The organism is Prochlorococcus sp. MIT 0604, assembly GCF_000757845.1.
Lineage (GTDB): Bacteria > Cyanobacteriota > Cyanobacteriia > PCC-6307 > Cyanobiaceae > Prochlorococcus_A.
Genome location: NZ_CP007753.1, coordinates 555,338 through 577,457 on the forward strand (window position 1 = coordinate 555,338; position 22,120 = coordinate 577,457).

Sequence of the window (22,120 nt, forward strand, 5' to 3'; positions counted from 1 at the left end):
TTTTAAAGACTAATTCATTTTGACATTTTTCTGAACTTCTCCTATAACCACTGGTTTACTTACACCCTCTGAAATTTTTTCAAGTTTTCTTATCTTTATTTTTACATTCGCACCAGATCTGCTACCTTTCCTTAAGTTTTCCGATAATTGGTCTAAAGTTGCTTCAATAGATTCTTCTGGGAAGGCATCATCTGCTTTAGCAATAATCAGATCGAACCCATTGTCATAAACAATTGGAACATATTTTGCACCTTCTATTACAACCTTTTCAGAGTAACTTTGTATAAATGCCCAACTACTCAATGAAAGTAATAATGAAAAGATAGTTGCTCCAATTATTCGAAATTTAAAACCAAAATTAAATATAAAAGCTGCTATTGTGCAAATGAATAGAAATATTCCAAACAATCCAAAAATTTTGGGTGTGTTCTCTAATAGTTCAAAAAAAGACATTTAGTGGCTTTGACCTGATTAATTTCTTATATTTTGTAAGCCTACTCTATTTTTGGGCTCTAACTTGAAAAAAATTAGATCTCTAAATTTAAATACTAAGATTTTTTTAGCAGGGATGCTCTTACCCTTAGGTTTTTTAGGCTCTTTTTTATTAAATAATTTTTTAAAAGAAACTTATAGTTCTAGGAAATTAGAGCTTGAAGAAAGTATTGAGAATTTTTTAGATAAAAATATTGATTTAGGTGATTATGTTGGGATTAGATTTTTAGGTATTTCTTTGGGGAATTCAAAAATTAATGATAAAAAAAATATAGATTCTGAAATTAAAGCCAAAAATGTATATGTGGGCATTATGCCTTTTAGATCTTTGCTAAAACAAAAATGGATTGTAAAAATAAGTCCTAATGAAGCCGCTATAAATATAGATAGAGATTTTTTTAAAAGGGATAAATCTTATAGAAATGATCTAATTACAAAAAAATCACAATCAAACTATGAATTGAATTTTAACTTAAATAAATATTCAATTCTAAATCTTAAAAAATCAGGATTTAAAACAAAAGTAAAAGGTAACGTTATTTATAAGTCAAAGAATAGAGAAATTATTGCAAATGTAAAATCAAATTTTGATGAAAAAGGTTTTTTAAAATTTAAATTTAATACAAAATTAAATAAAGACTTTTTATCTCTTGAGTTATTTTCTAGGGGTTTAGATCTTGAGAATTCTAACTATATTATTGGGAATAGAAAAATTAGTTTTAAAAAAGGAAATTTTAAATCTAACTTTAAATTTAATAAATTACCAAATGAAACATCTTGCAAAGGAAGATTTTCTTTTACTAATTTAAAAATAAAATCGGAAGCTTTCTCAGAGAATATAAATTCAGATTCAACTAATTTTGTTTGTAAAGATAATAATTTAATTGGTAATTCAGAAAAATTAAATTATGGAACGTTAACTTCAAACTTTAATCTAAATGTGCCATTTAATAGAAGTTCTAATAGTATTGATCTAAAAGGAAGTATTGGATATATTAATAGCCTCAATCCAGATATCCAATTATTGGGTAATATTCCCTATTGGTTTGATAGAAGAGGTATTAATTTTGGTGATATAGATACTAGTTTTAAAATAAATAGAACTCAATTATCTAATTTAAATATTTTCCGAAAAAATGATATAAGGGGTTTCATTACTGCTAAAGGAGAATTAAAAGGAAAAATTTCTGATCCTGATATTTCGATAAACTTTAATCTTGATTACCCGCACTTTAAAGGTATTCGCATTAGAGAAATATGGGAGGGAGATATTAAAAATGAAAATAATAAATTTCTGCTAAATATGAAGAATAGATATTCTCCAATCCCTTCATTTCTCTCAATCAATTTTAATTCTGATCTTAAAATAAATAATGCAAATTTTGTAAGAGTTTTTAATTCAAATAAAGGTACTATAGGCATCGTCAAAGAGGGTGATGTTTATAGTTGGAGAGCGGATAATTTTCCTCTTGATGAACTTGAATTATCTATAGACAAAAATCAATTCGATAGAATTGATGGAATTATTAATGGTAAGGGATCAATTTCGTCAGACCAGTCATATATTGATGGGCGAATTGCTTGGAGTTTAGGTAAATATGGGAATATTAATCTCGCCAATTCATTATTTGATTTCCGCGTCGAAGATAATTCTTTTTATATAAACTCTTCATTGTATCCAATCGATGGAGGAATAATTGAAGTCGAATATAATTCAAGTAAAAATAATCTAATTAATTCAGAATTCAAGGATATAAGCACTAGATGGACTATCCTTACCGCTGTTGATATTTTTAACTTTGATAATAAAAAATTTATTCCTTTAAGTAAATCCAATATTTTGGATGATTTGGAAATAAATAAAGAAAATAAATCATTTAAAGAAAGGATTGATTTTATAAATAACTTTATTGAAAATAGTAATTTGCTAGAGGATAAATTTAATTTGCAAAAATATTTAAATAAATTTAGAAGTAGATACAATGGAAAAATTACTATTCAGGGCGATAGACCAGCAAATTATAAATTGAATGCAAAATTAAATGGCTATCTCGATGTATCTAAAGACGTCTATAACAAGAATAAAGAGGAATTTTCTATTGATTTAGAAGGTGGATTATTAACAGGGAAAGGTTCCTTAAAAATTAAAAAATTTCCAATAAGTGCAGCAAATATCTTTTTAAATAAACCAAGAGATTTCCTTGGAGGATTAGATATGAATATAGTTTATGATCTTGATATAAAATCTTTTTCTAGCAATATTTTTTCCAATGGTTCATCAATTAAAAATAATAAAATAATATTTGATAAAGGACTAGTTAAATTTAATAATTCTATTTTTGATATTGATTTTTCCCTTATAGTAAATGATTCTGAAATCCCAATTAATATTGAAGGCTCAATACCTATAAATAAATCTGATAAATTAGATCTAAGATTTATTGGGAATGGAAAATTTATTGAATTAATAGATATTTTTGCTGATGAATACTTTACCTTTAAAGAAGGTGATGTAAATCTAAGAGTTATCCTAAAAGGAACCTTAAATAAACCTCTACTAAATGGATTTTTCGTAGTTAAAGATTCTGAAATTGAATTTTTAAACAATAGAATAAAAGATATTAATAGCACAATAATCTTTGATTTTGACTCTTTAGAGATCAATAATCTACAAGCTAATGCTGATGATTCTGGAGAAATTTTTGTAAAAGGTTCTTTGCCTTTTTACAGTCAGAATGATTCTGAGGAGGCAGAAATTAATTTAATAACTAATAGATTTACTTTAAAGAAAGGTAATTTTAATTTTTTAATAGATTCAGATCTCGATTTAAGTGGATCATTTGAAAGTCCTGTTTTGGGAGGTTCTCTATCTTTTAATAATGGATTTATTAATTTTAATAGCACCAATCAAAACAATAAAAATGAAAATAATCTTATAAGAAAAGAGGATAAAAAAGATTGGCCAGAACTTTACTGGAATAATAATGAAAATATTGAAATAATTTCAAATGAAACAATCTTGAATTCAGTTCTTTTGGGAGAAACTTTGCCTAATTATTTGGATAATTTGAGTTTTAATAATCTTAAATTAAAACTTGGTCCAGATTTTAAACTTCAATATTCAGAATTAGTTCAAGCTTATTTAGATACCAGATTAGACCTTAATATAAACGGAAAAGTAGGAAAAGATTTAAATGCTAGAGGTCTAATTTATCTTAAAAAAGGTAGAGCTAATCTATATACCACTCCATTTAAACTTGATAAAAATAAAGACAATTATATTTTATTTGCATCTAGAAGTGGTGTTGTTCCATTTATTAATTTTTCTCTGGTTAGTAAAGTTCCAGATTCTATAATACCTATAAGTCAAAATAATCAGGATTCAAACCTCTCAGGTGATCTTGATGTTAATGCTACTTCAAGTGGTTTGGGATCATTTGGGATTGGTAATTCAAGGCTTATCAAAATTGAAGCATCTTATGAAGGATTTTTAGATCAATTATCATTTGCTGATGAAAATAGAAGAATCCAATTAAGGAGCACGCCAAGTTATAACAGATCACAAATAATTGGTTTGATTGGAGGTAACTCTGCAAATTTAATTAATAGAGCATTCATTTCTCAACTTAATAATGCTGATGCATTTAGTGAAAGATTTCAGTTATCTCTATATCCAGCGTTAATAGAAAATAATGATTCATTAAATAATATTTTTTCAAATGAAAATTTAGATATAGACAATGATGATCAATCATCTTCTAATGAAGAATTTTCTTCTCAAGCTTGGGTAGCCGAAATAGGTCTTGATATTACTGATGCGATAAATTTTGCCTTTCAAACTGTTCCAGGTAGAGAAGATATTTCACCTTTAGGAATTTTGACTTTTCAGGCAAATCCAAACCTAGAATTATTAGGTTCTTTTGATTCCAATGGGGATTGGAAAAGTCAAGTTCAATTATTTTTTAGATATTAATTCAGAAAGAAATTTACTTTAAAGAATCGTTAATTTGAATTATTATTAGATTAACTAAAAAATATTATGGCTAATATCTTTGAAGTCCCACAACCCGGTAATGATCTTTTAGAAAAAGCTGAGAAAGTTCGTTTTGCGTCAATAAAAATAAGTCAGACTGAAAATCAAAATCGAATTAAAGCCTTAAATTTTATGGCTGATTATCTAGAAAAAAATTCTAAAGAAATATTAGAGGCTAATAATGAGGATTATTCAAATGCAGAAAAAAAAGGTATTTCTAGCGCTTTACTTTCTAGATTAAAGTTATCAAAATCAAAATTAAATTCAGGGATTGAAGGAGTAAGAAAAGTTGGCGATTTGACTGATCCTGTAAATCAAGTCCAAATAAAAAGAGAGCTTGCAGAGGGATTGATCTTAGAAAGAAAGACTGTGCCAATTGGAGTCTTAGGGGTTATTTTTGAATCAAGGCCAGATGCCGTAATGCAGATTAGTTCTTTAGCAATAAGATCGGGTAATGGAGTAATGCTAAAGGGAGGTAGTGAAGCCAATTTAACAAATACTTCAATAGTGAAAGCATTACAAGAAGGTCTAGATGAATCAGGTCTTGATAAAAATGCAATATGTTTATTAACCAGCAGGAAAGATAGTATGGCGATGTTAAATCTTGAGAAATATATTAATTTAATCATTCCAAGAGGAAGTAATGAATTAGTTAAATTTATTCAGGAGAATACAAAAATTCCTGTGCTAGGACATGCTGATGGAATTTGTCACTTGTTCATAGATATTGAGGCAAATTTAGAGATGGCTTTATCAGTTGCTTTGGACAGCAAAATTCAATATCCGGCAGCATGTAATGCTATCGAAACTTTATTAGTCCATAAAGATATCGCACCAGCTTTTTTAGAAAGGGCTATCCCTCTTTTTAATTCTAATGATGTTAAATTAATCGGAGATAAGAGATCTCTTGAATTAGGGTTAAATTATGAGGCTAGCCTAGAAGATTGGGGAACTGAATATTTGGATTTAATTCTATCGATAAAAATTGTTGATGATCTTGAGGAGGCAATCACACATATTCAAAAATATAGTTCAAAACATACAGATGGAATAATTACTGAAAATTCAAATACTGCCAATAAATTTATGAATGTAGTTGATAGTTCAGGTGTTTTTCATAATTGCTCTACTAGGTTCGCAGATGGGTTTAGATATGGATTTGGCGCTGAAGTTGGCATATCTACTCAAACTCTTCCTCCAAGGGGACCTGTAGGTCTAGAAGGTTTGGTAACTTATAAATATTTCCTAAAAGGTGTTGGGAATATAGTTGATGATTTTTCATCAGGAAAGGCTATCTATACGCATAAAGATCTTTAAAACTTTTAAAGATGGAAACTTTTTTAAAAATTGAGAATATTAAACTTTGGGCTAGGGTTGGTGTTCTTGATGAAGAAAGGGAATTGGGACAACTATTTATTTTAGATATATTTTTGTGGACTGATTTTGAAAAATGTACAATAAATGATGATATAGAAAAAACAATTGACTATTCAAAATTAGTTCAAATTTTAAAAGACCAATCAAAGAAAATATATTGTTACACAATTGAAAAATATTCAAACGAAATTTTAGAAATCATTAATCAGGGATTTAAGCTTTCTAAAGTTAAAATTATCTTGACAAAATGTAATCCTCCAATCACAGGTTTCGATGGGAAGGTGTCAATAGTAAGAATTCTTGAAAATAATTAAAGTATTGGAAAAAAGAAATCCTATTATATTGATTCATGGTCTTTGGAATACTTCAAGTATTTTTTCTTCTATTACCTCAAAACTTGATGATATTGGCATTGAATATTTTGCCCCAACTCTTAAACATTCATATGGAATGACTTCAATTCTGGATTTGACTAATAAATTAAACGAATTAATTTTAGAGAAATATGGTTTAGAAAAAGAAATAGATATTTTAGGATTTTCTATGGGAGGAATAATTGGTAGATACTGGCTTCAAAAATTTAATGGGCATAAAAGAACAAGAAGATTAATATCTATAGGTTCCCCTCACAAAGGAACTTTGATGGCTCAATTAATACCTAAATACCCCTTTAGAGGAATATCAGAAATGAAAATAAATAGTAAGTTTTTAAGAGAACTAGCAAATAATGATTTTTTTCTTGATGAAATTGAGTGTATAAATTTCTTTACTTATTGGGATATGATGGTTTTCCCTGGCTGGTGGACAAATTTAAATTTTGGGAAAAAAATATCAGTAAAAGTATATAAACATAGAAACCTTGTAAGAAATAAATCTGTGGTTGACAAAATAATCGATGAAATTATTAAGTAGCTCCAGATAGACCTAAGTGCCTTATTAAGGAATCAGTTTGTGGCTCTCTTCCCCTGAATAGTTTAAATATATCTAATGGAGGTAAGCTTCCTCCTAAGCTGAGTATTGTATCTTTAAATTTCTTTCCTATTAACCTTAAATCTTCAGGGTTTTCTAGATCAGCTTCTTCAAACATTGAAAACGCATCAGCACTTAGAACTTCAGCCCATTTATATGAGTAATATCCTGCAGAATATCCGCCTGCAAATATATGACTAAAACAACAGAGAAAGTGATCTTCTTGAATTGGTTCAATAACAGTAGTTTGTTTTGCAATTTCTCTTCTTATTTCATCTGCTGTTTTACCTTTGTTTTTATCAATACTACTGTGTAATCTGAGGTCAGTAATTGCAAAATGTAGTTGTCTAAGAGTAGCCATACCACAATTAAAAGTTCTATTCTTTAGGAGCTTCTCAAAATTCTCATCGGATAACTTTTCTCCTGTTTTGTAGTGCTTAGCAATATTCATAAGAGTATTTTTATGAAAACACCAGTTTTCCATAAATTGACTTGGAAGTTCGACTGCATCCCACTCAACGTTGTTGATGCCAGCTGCTTGAGGAAGATTTACAGTAGTAAGCATGTGTTGAAGACCATGACCAAATTCATGGAAAAGTGTCTGAACTTCTTCAAAACTCATCAAACTAGGTTTATCTTTTGATGGTGGAGTCTGATTACATACGAGATAAGCTACCGGGAGGGTCTTTTCGCCAACATTATTTTTATTCAAACATTCATCCATCCAAGCTCCTCCCCTCTTTGATTCAGGCCTCGAATATGGATCTAGGTAAAATGATGCTATTTTGTCATTTTCTTTATTGAGGATATTAAAAAATAAAACGTCATCATTCCACAAAGGTGCCTCATCAGTTGCCTCGACTACTTTAATTTCAAAGAGCTTTTCACTTAATTTAAATAAACCTTTTAAAACATCATTTAGTGGGAACCAAGGTCTCAAAGACTCTTGATCCAAATTGAGCTTTTCTTTTCTAAGAAGTTCGGACCAATAACTAATATCCCATGGCTCGATAATCTGTGATTTTGGAAATCCATTAGCTTTAGAAAACTTATCGAGAGTTTCTAATTCAATTTTTGCGGTTTTGAATGCTGGTTCTCTTAATTCTTCTAAAAGGTTTTCAACATTTTTAATTTCTTTCGCCATTTTCGTTGACAAACTTAGTTCTGCCCAACTTTTATAACCGAGAAGATTAGCTTGTTTAGTTCTAAGAGATAATATCTCTTCAATGATTTGAGAATTATTTTTTTCTCCTTGAGATGCCCTACCAACGAATGCCTTATATAGTTTCTCTCTAAGGTTACGGTCGGTGGCATATGTCATAAATGAAGTATAGGTTGGAATATCTAGACTTAATTTCCAAGGACCATTTTTGATATCGACTTTTTCATCTTTTTTTAAATGGTTTTGCGCAGAAATTGCCATTAATTCAAGTACGCGTTCAGGAAGGCCATCGACTTCAGATTTTTTATTTAAAATTAGAAACCATTTATTTGTTGCATCAAGAACATTATTGCTGAAGTCTGTTGATAGCTTTCCAAGCTTTTCTGAAATGTTGTTGAATTCCAATTGATCATTCTTTTGTAGTGAAATTCCTCTATGTTGCATCTCAAGGATTTCTTTATCCAAAATTCTGTTTTTGATTTGATCAAAGTTATTTGTCTCTTTAAGCTTGACTAAAGAATTGTATATTATTTTACTTTGTCCGAATTTATTACTCAAGCTAATAATCTCTGGAAGAAATTTTGAATAAATGTCTCTTAGACTTTCAGAATTATTTACTGCATTTAGGTGACTTATTACTCCCCAACTCCATCTAAGAACTTCATTGACTTCATTTAAGGGATTTATTAAATTATCCCAATTTAAATCATTGCGAATCAAATAGTTAGATAAATTTTTCTCTATGTTTTTAAAATCTTTAGCTATCTTTTCTAGAACTACTGGGAATTCTTTATTTATGCTTTCGGGAGTAAATTTTTTAAATTCTGGTAATTCTCCATATTTAAAAATTGAGGTATCCATTTATTAAAGTAATCTAAATAACTAAAGGAGGTATCAACCCAACTAATTTAGCTAGAGTCAGCTGCTGACTGAGAGCGTTCGTTGAAGATTCGTATAAATTTATCGCAATTTTCGGCCAAAAACCTATCACTAAAGTAGGCAACAATAAGCTGAAGCCAATAGTCAATTCTCGACCATTCATTTCTTTAACTGTAGCTAGTGCAGGAATTCTAGGGCCAAAGAAAACTCTTCTACACATTGATAGTAGATATATTGGCGTTAGTACTAAACCTATAGCTGCAATAAGAATAGTGATCGATCTAAAGATAGAGCTGAACCCTTCTTGACTAGTAATCCCTAAAAATACAGTGATTTCACTTATAAATCCGCTCATCCCAGGTAGTGCAAGAGAGGCTAAAGAACTTGCCAAGAAAAAAGCGAAAGTTATTGGCAAGACCTTTGCCAAACCTCCCATATTTGGTATCGAAAGAGTATTTGTTCTTTCATAGAATGAGCCCGTAACAAAAAACATAGCTGCAGCGATAAGTCCGTGACTTATCATTTGGAGCATTGCTCCGCTTATACCTAAAGCATCTACTGCTCCAATCCCTAATAGAACAAAACCCATATGACTCACAGAGCTACATGCAATTCTCCTTTTAACATTATCTTGAGCGAATGCATTAAGAGCTCCATAAATTATATTAATGATTCCAAGAATAATTAGCGCAGGTGCAATTTGAAGATGTACTTCAGGTAGTATTTGAACATTAAATCTTAAGAGAGCGTATCCTCCCATTTTTAATAGAATTCCAGCGAGTAACATTGAAACTGGTGCATTCGCCTCTCCATGTGCATCGGGCAACCAAGTATGTAATGGAAAGATAGGAAGTTTTACTCCAAAACCAATTAAAAATCCTAAATAAGATAATAACGCTAGGCTGCCTGTTGCATGTTTATTGGTTAAATTAGTAATATTTAAAGTAAAAGTATCACCACTCAAAGCAAGTGCTAAACCACTTATGAGTATTAATAAAGAAGCTAAAGCTGTATAAAGAATAAATTTTGTTGCCGCATATAATTTCTTTTTCCCTCCCCAAATAGCAATAAGAAGATATACCGGAACCAATTCAAGTTCCCATGCCAAGAAAAATAATAGGAAATCTTGAGAAAGGAAAACTAGTGCTTGTGCTGATGCTTGTACTAATAAAAGGGCAAAATATAGATTAGATTTTTTCTTAATTTTCCAACTTGCCGCAGCTGATAAAAATGTAATTAACCCACTCAAAGCTACTAAAGGAGCAGATAACCCATCTACGCCCAGAGACCACTCTAAGCCAATTGAGGGTAACCATGAGGCTCTTTCAACCAGTTGCAAAGAGCTATCTGAAGTATTGAATTTTTGAAAGAGAACGCCGATTATTAATAAAAAATCTATAAATAAAAAACTTAATGAAATATTTCTAGGTAGTGTATTATCTTCTCCTTCTTTCGAACTTAAGAAAGGCATTATTAATGCCCCAATTAAAGGCAATAAAACAACAGATGATAACCAAGGAAAAGATTCTAAATTCATTTATTGAATGAATAATTTTTTTATTCTAGTTGAAGTTGTACTAGCTTGAGACTATAACATTAAAAATGCCTAAGTAAAACTACTCACTAGAGATAGTGCTAGATTGGCTACCGGTTGTTTGAACGTTTAAGAAGGGCGCTCTGCTAGCTACACCTGACTTCTCCCATGCTTTCACCATGGCTTGACTGACGTTTTTACCATTTTCTTTTTTACATAAAGCTAAGATACTTGGCCCAGCCCCACTAATTGCGCATCCTAGAGCACCTGCATTTAGTGCTGCATCTTTAACTTCTAATCCACCCTTAATTAGTTTCCATCTGTAGGGTTCATGTAGCTTATCAAACATTCCCTCTTTTATAAGTTCCGCATTTCCTGCTTTTAAGCCGTTTAGTAACAAGGTAAGTGCCCCCATATTTGTCACTGCATCAGATATAGGTACATTCTTGGGCATAACCTTTCTTGCTTCACTTGTGCTTAGACGAATTGCAGGTATTGCTACAACAGCTTTAATTGAATCGTGCCAATCACATCTAATGATTCTCCATCTCTGAGAAGAAGACCTGGCTGTCAAACAAAGTCCACCCAGCAGAGAGGGAACTACATTATCAGGATGACCTTCTATATCAATGGCAAGTTCAAGGAGTTTTTCTTTGGACAATGGAGAATTCATTATTGCATTTGCTCCGATAAGCCCAGCAACTATTGCTGTAGCACTACTTCCCAGCCCGCGTGCAGGCGGCACTGCCAACTTAACTCTTGCTTCAAGTGCAAAAGGATCCATATTTGCGCTCTGCCATACTTTCTGAGCTGCTCTAAAAACTAAGTTTTCAGGCCCCCCTCTTAAATGATTACCATCTGTACTTTCCATTATTAAGTCAAATCTATCTCCACCACCTTCAATTCTTGTAAAAATAAACTCATTATATAAATCTAATGCTGCTCCAAGACAATCGAATCCAGGGCCTAAATTGGCAGTTGTGGAAGGTACTGTTACCCTTATTTTTTTACCTACTTCAGGAATAGACATTTTTTGTTTTTAAGTTTTTAAAAGCATTTTTGCTCTGCAGGCTGCACTAAAAAGTCCAAACTCTTCATCTAAAATTACTTTCATAGGTATTGTTTTAAGAATATCTTTTAATCTTCCCTTGTCGAAAAATTGTTTTAAAAATAAATCTGATTTAAAGTTTTTGAAATGCTTTGATGCGGTTCCTCCAGAAATCCATAACCCGCCAAAGCATAACTCTTGAAGAGCAACATCTCCCAATAAAGAGGCATAAGCGCCTAACCAAATACTCTCAACTTCAATCATTATTTGATCCCCTTCTTTAGAAAGATTACAAATTTTTTCAGGTAGTTCTTTTCTGGCAGCATCTAAAATTTTAATTTTATTTAAATATTTTTTTAAAGGATGGTTTTGGGCATCAGGTTTGCTTAGTCTCCATTCGGCAATTCTTGATAAACCAGTGCCGCTAATAATTCTTTCACAGGATATCCTTTCAACTTTTAGATAATTCTTAAGCCAAATTTTTAATTCCCATTCTAATTTTGACTTTGGAGAGTATTCAACGTGTCCTCCTTCGCTGGCTAGAACTTTTACCTTATTTCCTGATATTAGACCTCTTGCAATGCCTAAACCAGTACCGGCTCCAACTATGGCATGCAAATCATTGTTAGTGCCTTTAGAATGAGATCGATTTTGGATAGTTGAATATTGATTTTTTTTTAAAAAAGGTATTCCATACATTTGAACTGCAAAATCATTAATTAGCTCGCATTTTTCAAATTTAAATTTATTTTTTAATTTATTTCCTGAAATATTCCATGATAAGTTCATAATTTTTGCGTTGTTGTTAGATAAAGGACCAGCCACAGCGAAACATGCAGAAGAAGGGTGGGTAATATTTTTGCATTCATTTTTAAGAAAATCTTCTAGAATTAGTTCAAAAGAATCCCAATCAGAAGATACATATTTCTTTTTGAATAACAGTTTAGGCGAATCATCATTTATTACTCTTTCGTAAATTCCCAATAGAACTTTGGTACCTCCTAAATCACAAGCAAGAAAATTCATCTATTCGAAATTATTCTGTTCTCCCTTTTTTTTCTATTAATTCATCCATTAATTTGTATAGATTAGGTAGGTTTAAAATTCCTAAATTTGTTCCATCTAAAGCTCTTAAAGCGACTGAATCAATTTCCTCTTCTTTATCTCCAACAACTGCAATTAAAGGAACTCTCCCGAGAGTTGCTTCTCTTATTTTATATCCTATTTTTTCATTCCTAACATCAACTTTTGATCGGTAACCATTATTATTTATTAATTCATTAAAATTTAAACATTTTTCAATATTTCTATCAGTAATGCTTAATAAAATTATTTGATAAGGTGCAAGCCAAATCGGGAATTTTGCCTCATATTGTTCAATTAGGATTCCGATAAATCTCTCAAATGATCCTAAAATTGCTCTGTGAAGCATAACTGGATTTCTTTTTTCATTATCAATATCTACATAAGTTGCATCTAATCTAATAGGCATTGAGAAATCAACCTGAATTGTTCCGCACTGCCAGACTCTATTAAGACAATCCTTTAATGAGAATTCTATTTTTGGACCATAAAAAGCACCTTCTCCAGGCTGCAGTTCCCATTTTAGATTCTTATTATCAAGAGCTTTGGTAAGAGCCTCTTCTGATTTATCCCAAATCTCTTCACTACCTACCCTTTTTTCAGGACGTGTTGATAATTTTATAATGATTTCATCAAAACCAAAAGTTTTATAAACCTCGAAAACAAGATCTATAAAAGTTGATACCTCTTCTTGAATTTGCTCTTCTGTGCAGAATATGTGTGCATCATCTTGAGTAAAGTTTCTTACTCTCATTAAGCCGTGAAGTGCACCAGAGGGCTCATTTCTGTGACAAGAGCCAAATTCAGCAAGACGAATAGGTAAATCTTTATAACTTTTTAAACCTTGATTAAATACTTGAATATGGCATGGACAATTCATTGGTTTAATCGCATATGTTCGATTTTCTGATGCAGTAGTGAACATATCGTCTCTAAATTTCTCCCAATGGCCGGATTTTTCCCAAAGAGATTTATCAACAGCTTGTGGGGTTTTGATTTCTAAATAATCATTTTTTTTGAGTATTTCTCTTATGTACTTTTCCAGTACTTGGTAGATTGTCCATCCATTTGGATGCCAAAAAATCATTCCTGGAGATTCTTCTTGTATATGAAATAGTGAATGTTTTTTACCAAGTTTTCTATGATCTCTTTTTTCCGCTTCTTCAATTCTTGTTAAATAATCCTTGAGTTCTTTTTCTTTTGCCCATGCAGTTCCATATATTCTCTGTAATGATTCATTCTCACTATTCCCTCTCCAATATGAACCTGATAATTTAAGTAATTTAAAGTGTCTCAAATGTCTAGTGTTAGGAACATGAGGCCCTCTACACATGTCGATGTATTCTTCGTGCTTGTATAAATTGATGAGACCTTCTGCAGGAATTTCTTCAATTATTCTTAATTTAAAAGTCTCATCTCTTTCTTTAAAAGTTTTAATTGCCTCTTCTTTAGAAACTTGTAAAATTTCAACGTCGTAGTCTGTTTTTATTAGTTTATTAATTCTATTTTCGATTTTTATTAAATCTTCAGGAGTAAATCTGTATTCAGAGAAAATATCGTAATAAAAACCATCTTCAATTACAGGCCCAATCGCCATTTTAATATCAGAGTAAATTTGTTTAACTGCATGACCAATAAGGTGAGCGAAAGAATGTCTTATTATTTCAATTCCTTCTTTATCTTTTGATGTGATGATTACAACTTTGGAATTTTTATTTATAGGAATTGTTGCATCAAGTAGAACATCATTTACTTTCCCAGCAATTGTTGCTTTAGCTAATCCAGCGCTTATACTCTGGGCAATTTCTAGAATAGTTACAGATTTTTCGAAAACCTTTGTTGAACCATCAGGCAAGGTAATTATTGGCATAATTTATTTCTCCATTTCAAAAAATCCCAATTTTGATTTAACTCTTTTTAAAGTCTGATTAGCTAAATCTTCAGCTTTTTCCTTCCCTTCATTAAGGATTTTATTTAGTTGATAGGGATCATTAATTAATAATTTATATTTTTTCTGAATAGGTTCTAGTGATTCAATAAGTTGTTCGGTAATTAATTTTTTAAATGTCCCCCATCCAGTCTCTAAGAATTCATTTTCACATTGAGAAATTTCTTTGCCAGATAATATTGAATAAATCATCAAAAGATTTTTAGATTCTGGTCTCTCAGGGTTGTTAAATTCAATTCCAATAGAACTGTCACTTTTTGCTCTTTTAATTTTTTTTGTGATTATTTCAGGAGGATCTAATAAGTTAATACGACTGCCCTCATTAGGATCACTTTTGCTCATCTTTTTTGAACCATCAATTAAACTCATTATTTTTGAACCATTCTTCATGATGATTGGTTGAGGGATCTTTAAAATATTTTTATCCTTACTAAATCTGGCATTAATTCTCTGTTGTGCAATATCTCTCGCAAGTTCAAGATGTTGTTTTTGATCCTCACCTACTGGTACGAAGTCAGCATCATAAAGAAGGATGTCTGCAGCCATAAGTATTGGATAGTCAAATAATCCAATAGATACATTATTACCTTGTTGTATGGATTTTTCTTTAAATTGAATCATTCTTTCCATCCAATTTATTGGTGTCATGCAATTTAATATCCAACAAAGTTCTGAATGCGCTGAAATCTGACTTTGGACAAAAATTGAGCATATATTGGGATCTATCCCACAAGCGACGTACAAAGCCGCTGTAGAGATAGTGTTTTGAGATAATTCTTTGGGATCATATGAGGCTGTGATTGCATGCAAATCAACTACACATAGAAATGTTTCATATTGCTCTTGAAGCGTAACCCAATTATTTATGGCCCCAAGCCAATTCCCAATATGTAAATCTCCAGTTGGTTGAACTCCCGAAAGAATTCTTTTTTTATTTGCCATCCTCTTCTACTTCGCTAGATTGGATCTCTTCAGTTGATGTACTTTTTACAGGTCTTGCAAAAGGGTCAGGTGCTGTTTTGGTCTTTTCTTCATAAGAATTTTGTGATTGTCTACTCGGAGAAGAGTTTTTATTGTTTTTTGCATATTCTTTGATTGATTCAATCAATTTTTCATCTTTAATCATTTCGCTAAGTGTTCTAACAGAGAAACCCAGAACTGCAACGGTAGATCTTAATTGAAAGGTTTCTTGTATTGATTTAACAGCTTTCATTTCGTTATCACTCAATCTTATGCGGAATCCTCCTCCATCTCTTCTGCCGCCCGATCTATCTCTGAAATTAGATCTTTCATCGTTAGAACGACCTCTGTAATTTTCTTGTACAGGATTATTGCTGAAATTTGAATTAGACATCTTAATGTTTCTTAAGTTATTTAAATAGTCTATTAACTTAGCATCTTGTTATGCAATAAGTCTTTTTAAAAGGCTTAAATTTTTATCTTTTGATTAACGACTTATGAAATTATGCTTTTCTCATTCACAACTTGCATTAAAATAAAATTAGAAAAATAAAGTATTGTGTTTGATATTAGTAAAGACAACCTTTTAAAGGATTTCATAAAGTTTCCAAAAAAAAATCTTTTTATTATTTTATTATTGTTAGGTTTTGGGGAATGGTTTGTCAGTGACTTAATTCATTTTGCAGGAGGCTCAATAGGATTTTTTGCGTTGTGTTTGGGGGGATATTTTTACTTGAAGAATGATAAGCCTAAATTTAATGAGCCAAATAATTTAGATGGTTGGATAAATCTATGTAATGAAGATTTAAATTTTTTTGAAGAACTTGAAGCAACAAATGAATTAGAAAAACAGAATTCAAAAAGACAAAAAAAACTTGAATCTATTATAAATAGATGTGAAAAAGAAAAAATAAGTTGCATTGGACAAAAAGATTATCAAAGTTTTCAAACTGTTTTGAAAAGTAATTTCAAAGCAGATAAGTTTGACTTTGATTTATACGAAAAACTGCCTAAATACAATTCTTCTCAAGTTATTCCAGAAGAAGCTTTGAAGAGTGATGCAATCTTGTATTTTATAAACTTGCCTTTGACGGCAAATGATTTCTTGTGGCTGGAAAAGTTTCCTGAAAATATGCCAATCTGGTTAGTGGCTTTAACTTCCAACCAAATAGAAGCCAAAAATCAGATAGAAGACCTAAAGTGTCAAATTTCAAGCAACTTTATAAACAAAATTATTACTTTTGATGTGAATAAGAGTGAAATAACAAATATACCTTTTTCTTTAAGGAAGTTTTTCATGAGTTCATCTAAAAATATTGAAAATACAAAAAAAAGGCTCTTGAAAGAACTTCATGCTGCCTGGCAATCTGAAATTGAAGGTATAAGAAGAATGCAGTTAAAAGGTATACAAAGAAAAAATCAAATTCTTGTCGCAACAACTGTTTTCTTATCTCCTATTCCATCAATTGATGTTATGGCAATGACAGTATTAAATTCTTTAATGATTAAAGAAATTAAGTCTATATGGGGATGTAATTGGTCTCCTGAAATTTTAGATAAAGTATCCAAAGAGATTTTAAAGACTGCAATTGCTCAGGGAGTTATTGAATGGAGTGGACAGACTCTAATTGGCATAACAAAATTGCATGGCCCAAATTGGCTTGTCTCTGGAACATTTCAGGCTGTCAGTGCTGCTTATTTAACAAGAGTAGTATCAAGTTCTTTGGCTGATTTTATGGCAATAACAAAAGGAGTAGAAGAACCTGATTTGGATTTTATAAAGAAAAATTCTGAGAAAATTGTTGAAGAAGCTTTTGAAAAAGAAAAAATAAATTGGCAAGGATTTATTTCTGATCTTAGAAAACCACTTATGAAACTATCTTTTAATTCATAATCTTGGGATGAATGTTAAATATGAAAAAAAATATTCTTTTTTTAAGTTTGATACTTCTGCTTTCTATTGCTTCAGGCTCATGTAAGAGAATATCAAATAAAAATGAAACTAAAGAAGTAATACTGGCAAGTTTCACTGTTTTGGCGGATATAATTAGCAATGTCGCTAAAGATGATTTTATTGTTAGATCAATAACGAAACCTGGAGTTGAAGTTCATGGCTACCAACCAACTCCAAGCGATTTGGTAAATGCCTCTAGTGCTTTTGTTTTTATTGATAATGGATTTGGATTTGAATTATGGGCTGAAAAATTTGTTTCTAATTTAAAAGTTAAAAGAATTACTGTCGCGGAAGATTTAGATCCTATTTTTATCAGTGAAGATTTCTATAAAGGGAAACCCAATCCTCATGCCTGGATTTCTCCAAAAAGAGGGATCCTATACGTAGATATTATTGTGGATTCTTTATCAGAATTGAGGCCATCCAAAAGAAAATTATTTGAAGATAATGGAAAAATTTATAAAGATAAACTATCTAAATTAGATAAAGAATTCTCACTTTTTATTAATAACTTAAATAAAGACAGGAGGTATCTAGTAAGTTGTGAAGGTGCTTTTTCATATTTAACAAATGATTATGGATTAGAGGAAGTTTATTTGTGGCCAGTTAATGCTGAGAGTCAAATTACTCCCAAAAGAATGACAAGAACCATCTCACTAGTTAAAGAAAAAAATGTCCCATCTGTATTTTGCGAAAGTACTGTAAGTAACGAATCTCAAATGGTCGTTGCAAACGAAACTGGTGCTAATTTTGGTGGAGATCTTTTTGTTGATTCATTATCTGATGAAAGTGGACCTGCTAGTTCCTACATAAAAATGCTTGAGCATAATTTGGATTTAATTAAAAAAGGGCTTTTTTGAATTATGGAATCAATTAATTATCAAAACTTTAGAATTGATGCAGAGAATATTTGCGTAGATTACAACGGGAAGGTGGCTTTGTATGATGCCAATTTAAGATTGAAACCTGGTCAGATTTGTGGGTTAGTAGGGATGAACGGGGCTGGTAAAACAACTTTTTTTAATGCTTTAACTGGATTTGTAAATATTTCAAAGGGAAAAATTAGAATAAATGGAGAGTCTGTAAGATCTGCTCAAAAAGATCAGACAATAGCTTATGTTCCTCAGAATGAAGGAATTGATAGTCAATTCCCCATAAGTGTTTGGGATGTAGTGATGATGGGAAGATATGGTTCGATGAATATTTTTAGGTGTCCAAGAGAGTCTGATGTTCAAGCGGTTAAAGATGCTATTGAGAGAGTGGATCTTACAGATCATTTATCTACACCTATTGGAAACTTATCTGGAGGTCAGAGAAAACGAACTTTTTTAGCTAGAGCAATTGCGCAAAGAGCGTCAATATTTCTTCTCGATGAGCCTTTTTCAGGTGTTGATATAAGAACTGAAAAACTTATCTCGGAATTATTTATTCAATTTAAAAATGAAGGAAAAACTATATTATTATCAACGCATGATATGATTCATGTCCGTGAGTTTTGTGATTTAGTTCTTTTAATAAATAAAACTGTTGTAGCTTATGGCGAGACCTCTGAAGTGTTTACCCCTGAAAATATTACTACCACTTTTGGAGGAATCTCACCTGATTTTTTGTTTGGACCTGAATCCTAAATTCTAAATTATATGGAGCTCTGTTCTTTTTTAACTTTAGATTCATTCATAACAGATCCTTTAACTCATGGCTTTATGAGAAAAGCACTTCTTATGAGTTCTTTAGTTGCAGCTGTTTGTGGATTTCTATCAAGTTATTTGACTCTTAAAGGATGGGCTTTAATGGGAGATGCAGTGTCACATTCGGTAATGCCTGGTGTTGTGGTTGCTTATGCATTAGGTCTTCCTTTCTCATTAGGGGCATTTATTTTCGGAGTTGGTTCTGTAGCATTGATAGGGTTTATTAAACAGAAATCTAGAGTTAAGGAAGATACTGTTATTGGGTTGGTATTTACTGGATTTTTCGCTCTTGGAATCGTATTGGTTTCTAAGATTAAAAGTAATATTGATCTGCACTCTATTCTTTTTGGTAGTCCATTAGGAATATCACTTTCAGATGTAAAACAAACTATATTCATTTCTTTATTGGTAGTAATCCTTTTATCAATTTTTAGGAAAGATTTAATGCTTTATTGTTTTGATCCTAGGCATGCAAAAACAGTTGGGATTAACGTATTTTTTCTTCATTATTTACTCCTCACATGCTTGTCTTTGGCAGCTGTTGTAGGCTTACAGTCTGTTGGAATTATTTTGGTAGTTGCAATGTTGATTACTCCAGGTGCTACAGCATATTTACTTACGGATAAGTTTGATAATATGACAGTAATTTCAGTATTAAGTGCAATTATCTCAAGCCTGATAGGAATCTATGTTAGTTTTTGGTTTGATCTTGAAACAGGTGGATCAATTGTCTTAGCACAAACTTTTATATTTTTATTTGCTTTTTTATTCGCTCCAAGATATGGAATATTTAAGTTACAGAAATTATTTGCTGGTTATAAATGATAGTGGTGAAAGAAACTTTAAATAAAAAGTGGAATTGGTGGCCATTATTCCCCTTATATCCTTATGGAAAAAAGAAAACAATCTTAAGAGAATTAATTCCTGATCAAATATGGTCTTTGGAACAAATACAGGGACTATATTATGTTGCGGTTCCAATAAGAATGACGGTAATAAAGGTTGATAATGGATTGATGCTAATAAATCCATTGCCACCAACAAAAGAATTAATAAATGAGTTAGAAAAATTAATTACGATACATGGCAACGTAAAAACAATAATTCTACCTAGTGCCTCTGGACTAGAACATAAAATTGGCCTGCCAGCTCTTTCAAGAATTTTTAAAAATGCTGAAATTTGGCTTTGTCCTGGACAATGGAGTTTTCCCATAAATCTACCACTAGATTTTTTAGGAATTCCATCAAAAAGATCAAAAATACTGTTTGAGGAAGGTACTCCACATACAAACTCCTTCAAGTGGTTTTCATTAGGTCCATTGAATTTAGGACTTGGAAGATATCAGGAGATAAGCTGTTACCATTATTCTACGAAAACTCTTCATGTAACTGACGCAATAGTTGGAATAGACTCCAAACCACCTGAGATATTTAATTTTGATCCAACTCCACTTCTTTTTCATTCAAGAGAGAGAGGAGATGAACCTTTGATTGACTCCATCGCACAAAGAAAAAAAGGATGGAGAAGGTTAGTTTTATTTTCATCTTTTTTGAAACCAGGTAAATTAAATATTCCAACTTTAAAAGAAATATTTAAGTATTCATTCAAAAAAGATCTTAGAAATTGGAGATCCCATTTCGGTATTTATCCCTTTTTATGGGACGAAGATTGGGAATCCTCTCTGGCTGAAATAATGGGTGAAGATATTCCTAAGATTCAAATTGCACCAGTTTTACAAAAATTAATTTTTCCGCGATCAAAAGAAGTGTTAGTTAAGTGGTTAGAAAATATAAAGTCTCTAGAAGATATGGAATATTTAATTCCAGCTCATTTTACGGCACCTATTAAATTTAAAATAGAAGATTGTCAAAAACTAATTAATGAAATTAATTCCCCAGAGTGGAACAAACTACCTGAGGATAATAAATTTTTAATGGGTTTATATAAAAAGTTGTATGAACTAAAAATAATTCCTGAAGAAGTTAATCTTTAAGCGATATTATTCTTCAATAGACATGTTTTCATCATTTTTAAGAGTTTGTTCCAGTTCTTTTCTTTGTTCCATTTGTCTTAAGAAATATCCTGTCATCATTGCGGAAGATAATAAATTTGCAATGTTGTCTTTTGAAGATGTTATCTTTACATCAAATTGATCTGAAGGAAGCATTCCAAGAAGACCTTGAACATTATGTCTGATAATTTCTTGAATATCTTCACTAGCTGATTTTGCGACTCTTTGCAAAACTTCTGGAGATTGTTTTTGTAAATATTGGATTAAGTCATTCTCATCATTTGGATCATTATTTTCAGTAGCAAGAAATTCTGGATTAAACATTTCTACAACTTCAAGATATAAAAACCCTACAACATCACGTACCCATTAATCTAAATTATTAAGGGCAGGGAACCGAATAGGTCCAATTTTATTAAACGGCCAATATCTAAAGATAGCTTTACCAATAACCTTTTCATAGGGTAAAAATCCCCAAATATGTGAGTCCATACTATTATTTCTATTATCTCCCATCACCCATAATGACTCTTCTGGGACAATAAAAGGACCTATAGAATAATTAATGTTTTTGTCAAAAACGTAATTTTTTTGAGCAATATCATTTAAGTAAAGGTTACCGTCTTTTACTTCTACCTTGTCTCCAGGTATTCCAATTACTCTTTTTATTAGTGCAGTATCTGCTTCATAACCAGCATTAATTAATTGTTCAGGAACATTAAAAACAACTATTTTATTTTTTAATTTTGAAAGATTTGATTTTGATGTGAATTTTGGGGTTACTTTCTCAACAAGAATTTTATCTTGTATTTGAAGAGTTGGAAGCATTGAACCGGATGGGATCCATCTTGGCTCTATAACCTGCCATCGTATAATTAAAGCAATAGATATCCAGATTAAAAGATTTTTTAAATCCTTTAGTATTGAATTTCTTTTTTCTTGAGTTGTAGACATGTTTTATTTAATTCAGTTATAAGGTAA

General features: G+C 31.0%; 19 protein-coding genes. 9 read left to right on the top strand and 10 right to left on the bottom strand.

Annotated features, from left to right (window positions below; genetic code table 11):
- Nucleotides 1–9: 9 nt before the first annotated feature.
- Nucleotides 10–453 (bottom strand): DUF2518 family protein, encoded by a 444-nt coding sequence (locus tag EW14_RS03085; RefSeq protein ID WP_042850037.1) that lies wholly within the window; start codon nucleotides 451–453, stop codon nucleotides 10–12.
- A gap of 115 nt (nucleotides 454–568) precedes the next feature.
- Here EW14_RS03085 and EW14_RS03090 point away from each other — a divergent pair, with 115 nt between their 5' ends.
- The 4 genes from EW14_RS03090 to EW14_RS03105 all read left to right on the top strand — a co-directional run bounded on the left by EW14_RS03090 (nucleotide 569) and on the right by EW14_RS03105 (nucleotide 6,814).
- Nucleotides 569–4,465, top strand: a complete 3,897-nt coding sequence (locus tag EW14_RS03090; RefSeq protein ID WP_042851298.1) for a translocation/assembly module TamB domain-containing protein — start codon at nucleotides 569–571, stop codon at nucleotides 4,463–4,465.
- A 66-nt stretch (nucleotides 4,466–4,531) separates the two neighbouring features.
- Nucleotides 4,532–5,842, top strand: coding sequence for a glutamate-5-semialdehyde dehydrogenase (locus tag EW14_RS03095; protein ID WP_042850038.1), 1,311 nt, complete (start codon nucleotides 4,532–4,534; stop codon nucleotides 5,840–5,842).
- Nucleotides 5,843–5,853: 11 nt separating this feature from the next.
- The gene (gene folB, locus EW14_RS03100) at nucleotides 5,854–6,216 is read left to right on the top strand and encodes a dihydroneopterin aldolase (protein WP_042850039.1); all 363 of its coding nucleotides are present in this window, start codon (nucleotides 5,854–5,856) and stop codon (nucleotides 6,214–6,216) included.
- Between the two features lie 4 nt (nucleotides 6,217–6,220).
- Nucleotides 6,221–6,814, top strand: a complete 594-nt coding sequence (locus EW14_RS03105) for a triacylglycerol lipase (protein WP_042851299.1) — start codon at nucleotides 6,221–6,223, stop codon at nucleotides 6,812–6,814.
- Here the strand turns inward: EW14_RS03105 and EW14_RS03110 are convergent.
- The 7 genes from EW14_RS03110 to EW14_RS03140 form a co-directional block, all read right to left on the bottom strand.
- The gene (locus EW14_RS03110) at nucleotides 6,807–8,894 is read right to left on the bottom strand and encodes a M3 family metallopeptidase (protein ID WP_042850040.1); all 2,088 of its coding nucleotides are present in this window, start codon (nucleotides 8,892–8,894) and stop codon (nucleotides 6,807–6,809) included. The two genes, EW14_RS03105 and EW14_RS03110, sit on opposite strands and share 8 nt — an antisense overlap.
- Before the next feature lie 13 nt (nucleotides 8,895–8,907).
- Nucleotides 8,908–10,449: an NAD(P)H-quinone oxidoreductase subunit 4 gene (locus EW14_RS03115; RefSeq protein WP_042850041.1), complete on the bottom strand. Its 1,542-nt coding sequence runs from the start codon at nucleotides 10,447–10,449 to the stop codon at nucleotides 8,908–8,910.
- 79 nt (nucleotides 10,450–10,528) lie between these two features.
- On the bottom strand, nucleotides 10,529–11,476 hold the full coding sequence (thrB, locus tag EW14_RS03120; protein WP_042850042.1) for a homoserine kinase: 948 nt from the start codon (nucleotides 11,474–11,476) through the stop codon (nucleotides 10,529–10,531).
- A 9-nt stretch (nucleotides 11,477–11,485) separates the two neighbouring features.
- A complete protein-coding gene (locus EW14_RS03125; RefSeq protein ID WP_042850043.1) occupies nucleotides 11,486–12,520 on the bottom strand; it encodes a glucokinase in 1,035 nt (344 codons plus the stop codon).
- Between the two features lie 10 nt (nucleotides 12,521–12,530).
- The gene (thrS, locus tag EW14_RS03130; RefSeq protein WP_042850044.1) at nucleotides 12,531–14,447 is read right to left on the bottom strand and encodes a threonine--tRNA ligase; all 1,917 of its coding nucleotides are present in this window, start codon (nucleotides 14,445–14,447) and stop codon (nucleotides 12,531–12,533) included.
- Nucleotides 14,448–14,450: 3 nt separating this feature from the next.
- Entirely contained in the window at nucleotides 14,451–15,467 is a 1,017-nt protein-coding gene (gene trpS, locus EW14_RS03135; protein ID WP_042850045.1) for a tryptophan--tRNA ligase, read from the bottom strand.
- A complete protein-coding gene (locus tag EW14_RS03140; protein ID WP_042850046.1) occupies nucleotides 15,457–15,879 on the bottom strand; it encodes a hypothetical protein in 423 nt (140 codons plus the stop codon). Before EW14_RS03140 ends, trpS begins: the two co-directional genes overlap by 11 nt.
- A gap of 165 nt (nucleotides 15,880–16,044) precedes the next feature.
- On the opposite strand from EW14_RS03140, the gene EW14_RS03145 reads away from it, so the two are divergent.
- The 5 genes from EW14_RS03145 to EW14_RS03165 are packed head-to-tail and all read left to right on the top strand — an operon-like array spanning nucleotide 16,045 to nucleotide 21,121.
- On the top strand, nucleotides 16,045–17,379 hold the full coding sequence (locus EW14_RS03145) for a YcjF family protein (RefSeq protein ID WP_042850047.1): 1,335 nt from the start codon (nucleotides 16,045–16,047) through the stop codon (nucleotides 17,377–17,379).
- A 20-nt stretch (nucleotides 17,380–17,399) separates the two neighbouring features.
- On the top strand, nucleotides 17,400–18,299 hold the full coding sequence (locus tag EW14_RS03150) for a metal ABC transporter substrate-binding protein (RefSeq protein WP_042850048.1): 900 nt from the start codon (nucleotides 17,400–17,402) through the stop codon (nucleotides 18,297–18,299).
- A gap of 3 nt (nucleotides 18,300–18,302) precedes the next feature.
- The gene (locus EW14_RS03155; protein ID WP_042850049.1) at nucleotides 18,303–19,067 is read left to right on the top strand and encodes a metal ABC transporter ATP-binding protein; all 765 of its coding nucleotides are present in this window, start codon (nucleotides 18,303–18,305) and stop codon (nucleotides 19,065–19,067) included.
- A 12-nt stretch (nucleotides 19,068–19,079) separates the two neighbouring features.
- Nucleotides 19,080–19,952: a metal ABC transporter permease gene (locus tag EW14_RS03160; RefSeq protein ID WP_042850051.1), complete on the top strand. Its 873-nt coding sequence runs from the start codon at nucleotides 19,080–19,082 to the stop codon at nucleotides 19,950–19,952.
- Nucleotides 19,949–21,121: a DUF4336 domain-containing protein gene (locus EW14_RS03165; RefSeq protein ID WP_042850052.1), complete on the top strand. Its 1,173-nt coding sequence runs from the start codon at nucleotides 19,949–19,951 to the stop codon at nucleotides 21,119–21,121. Before EW14_RS03160 ends, EW14_RS03165 begins: the two co-directional genes overlap by 4 nt.
- A gap of 6 nt (nucleotides 21,122–21,127) precedes the next feature.
- On the opposite strand, the gene EW14_RS03170 is transcribed toward EW14_RS03165, so the two are convergent.
- On the bottom strand, nucleotides 21,128–21,463 hold the full coding sequence (locus EW14_RS03170) for a DUF760 domain-containing protein (RefSeq protein WP_012007422.1): 336 nt from the start codon (nucleotides 21,461–21,463) through the stop codon (nucleotides 21,128–21,130).
- A 45-nt stretch (nucleotides 21,464–21,508) separates the two neighbouring features.
- A complete protein-coding gene (gene lepB / locus EW14_RS03175) occupies nucleotides 21,509–22,093 on the bottom strand; it encodes a signal peptidase I (protein WP_042850053.1) in 585 nt (194 codons plus the stop codon).
- Between the last annotated feature and the right edge of the window lie 27 nt (nucleotides 22,094–22,120).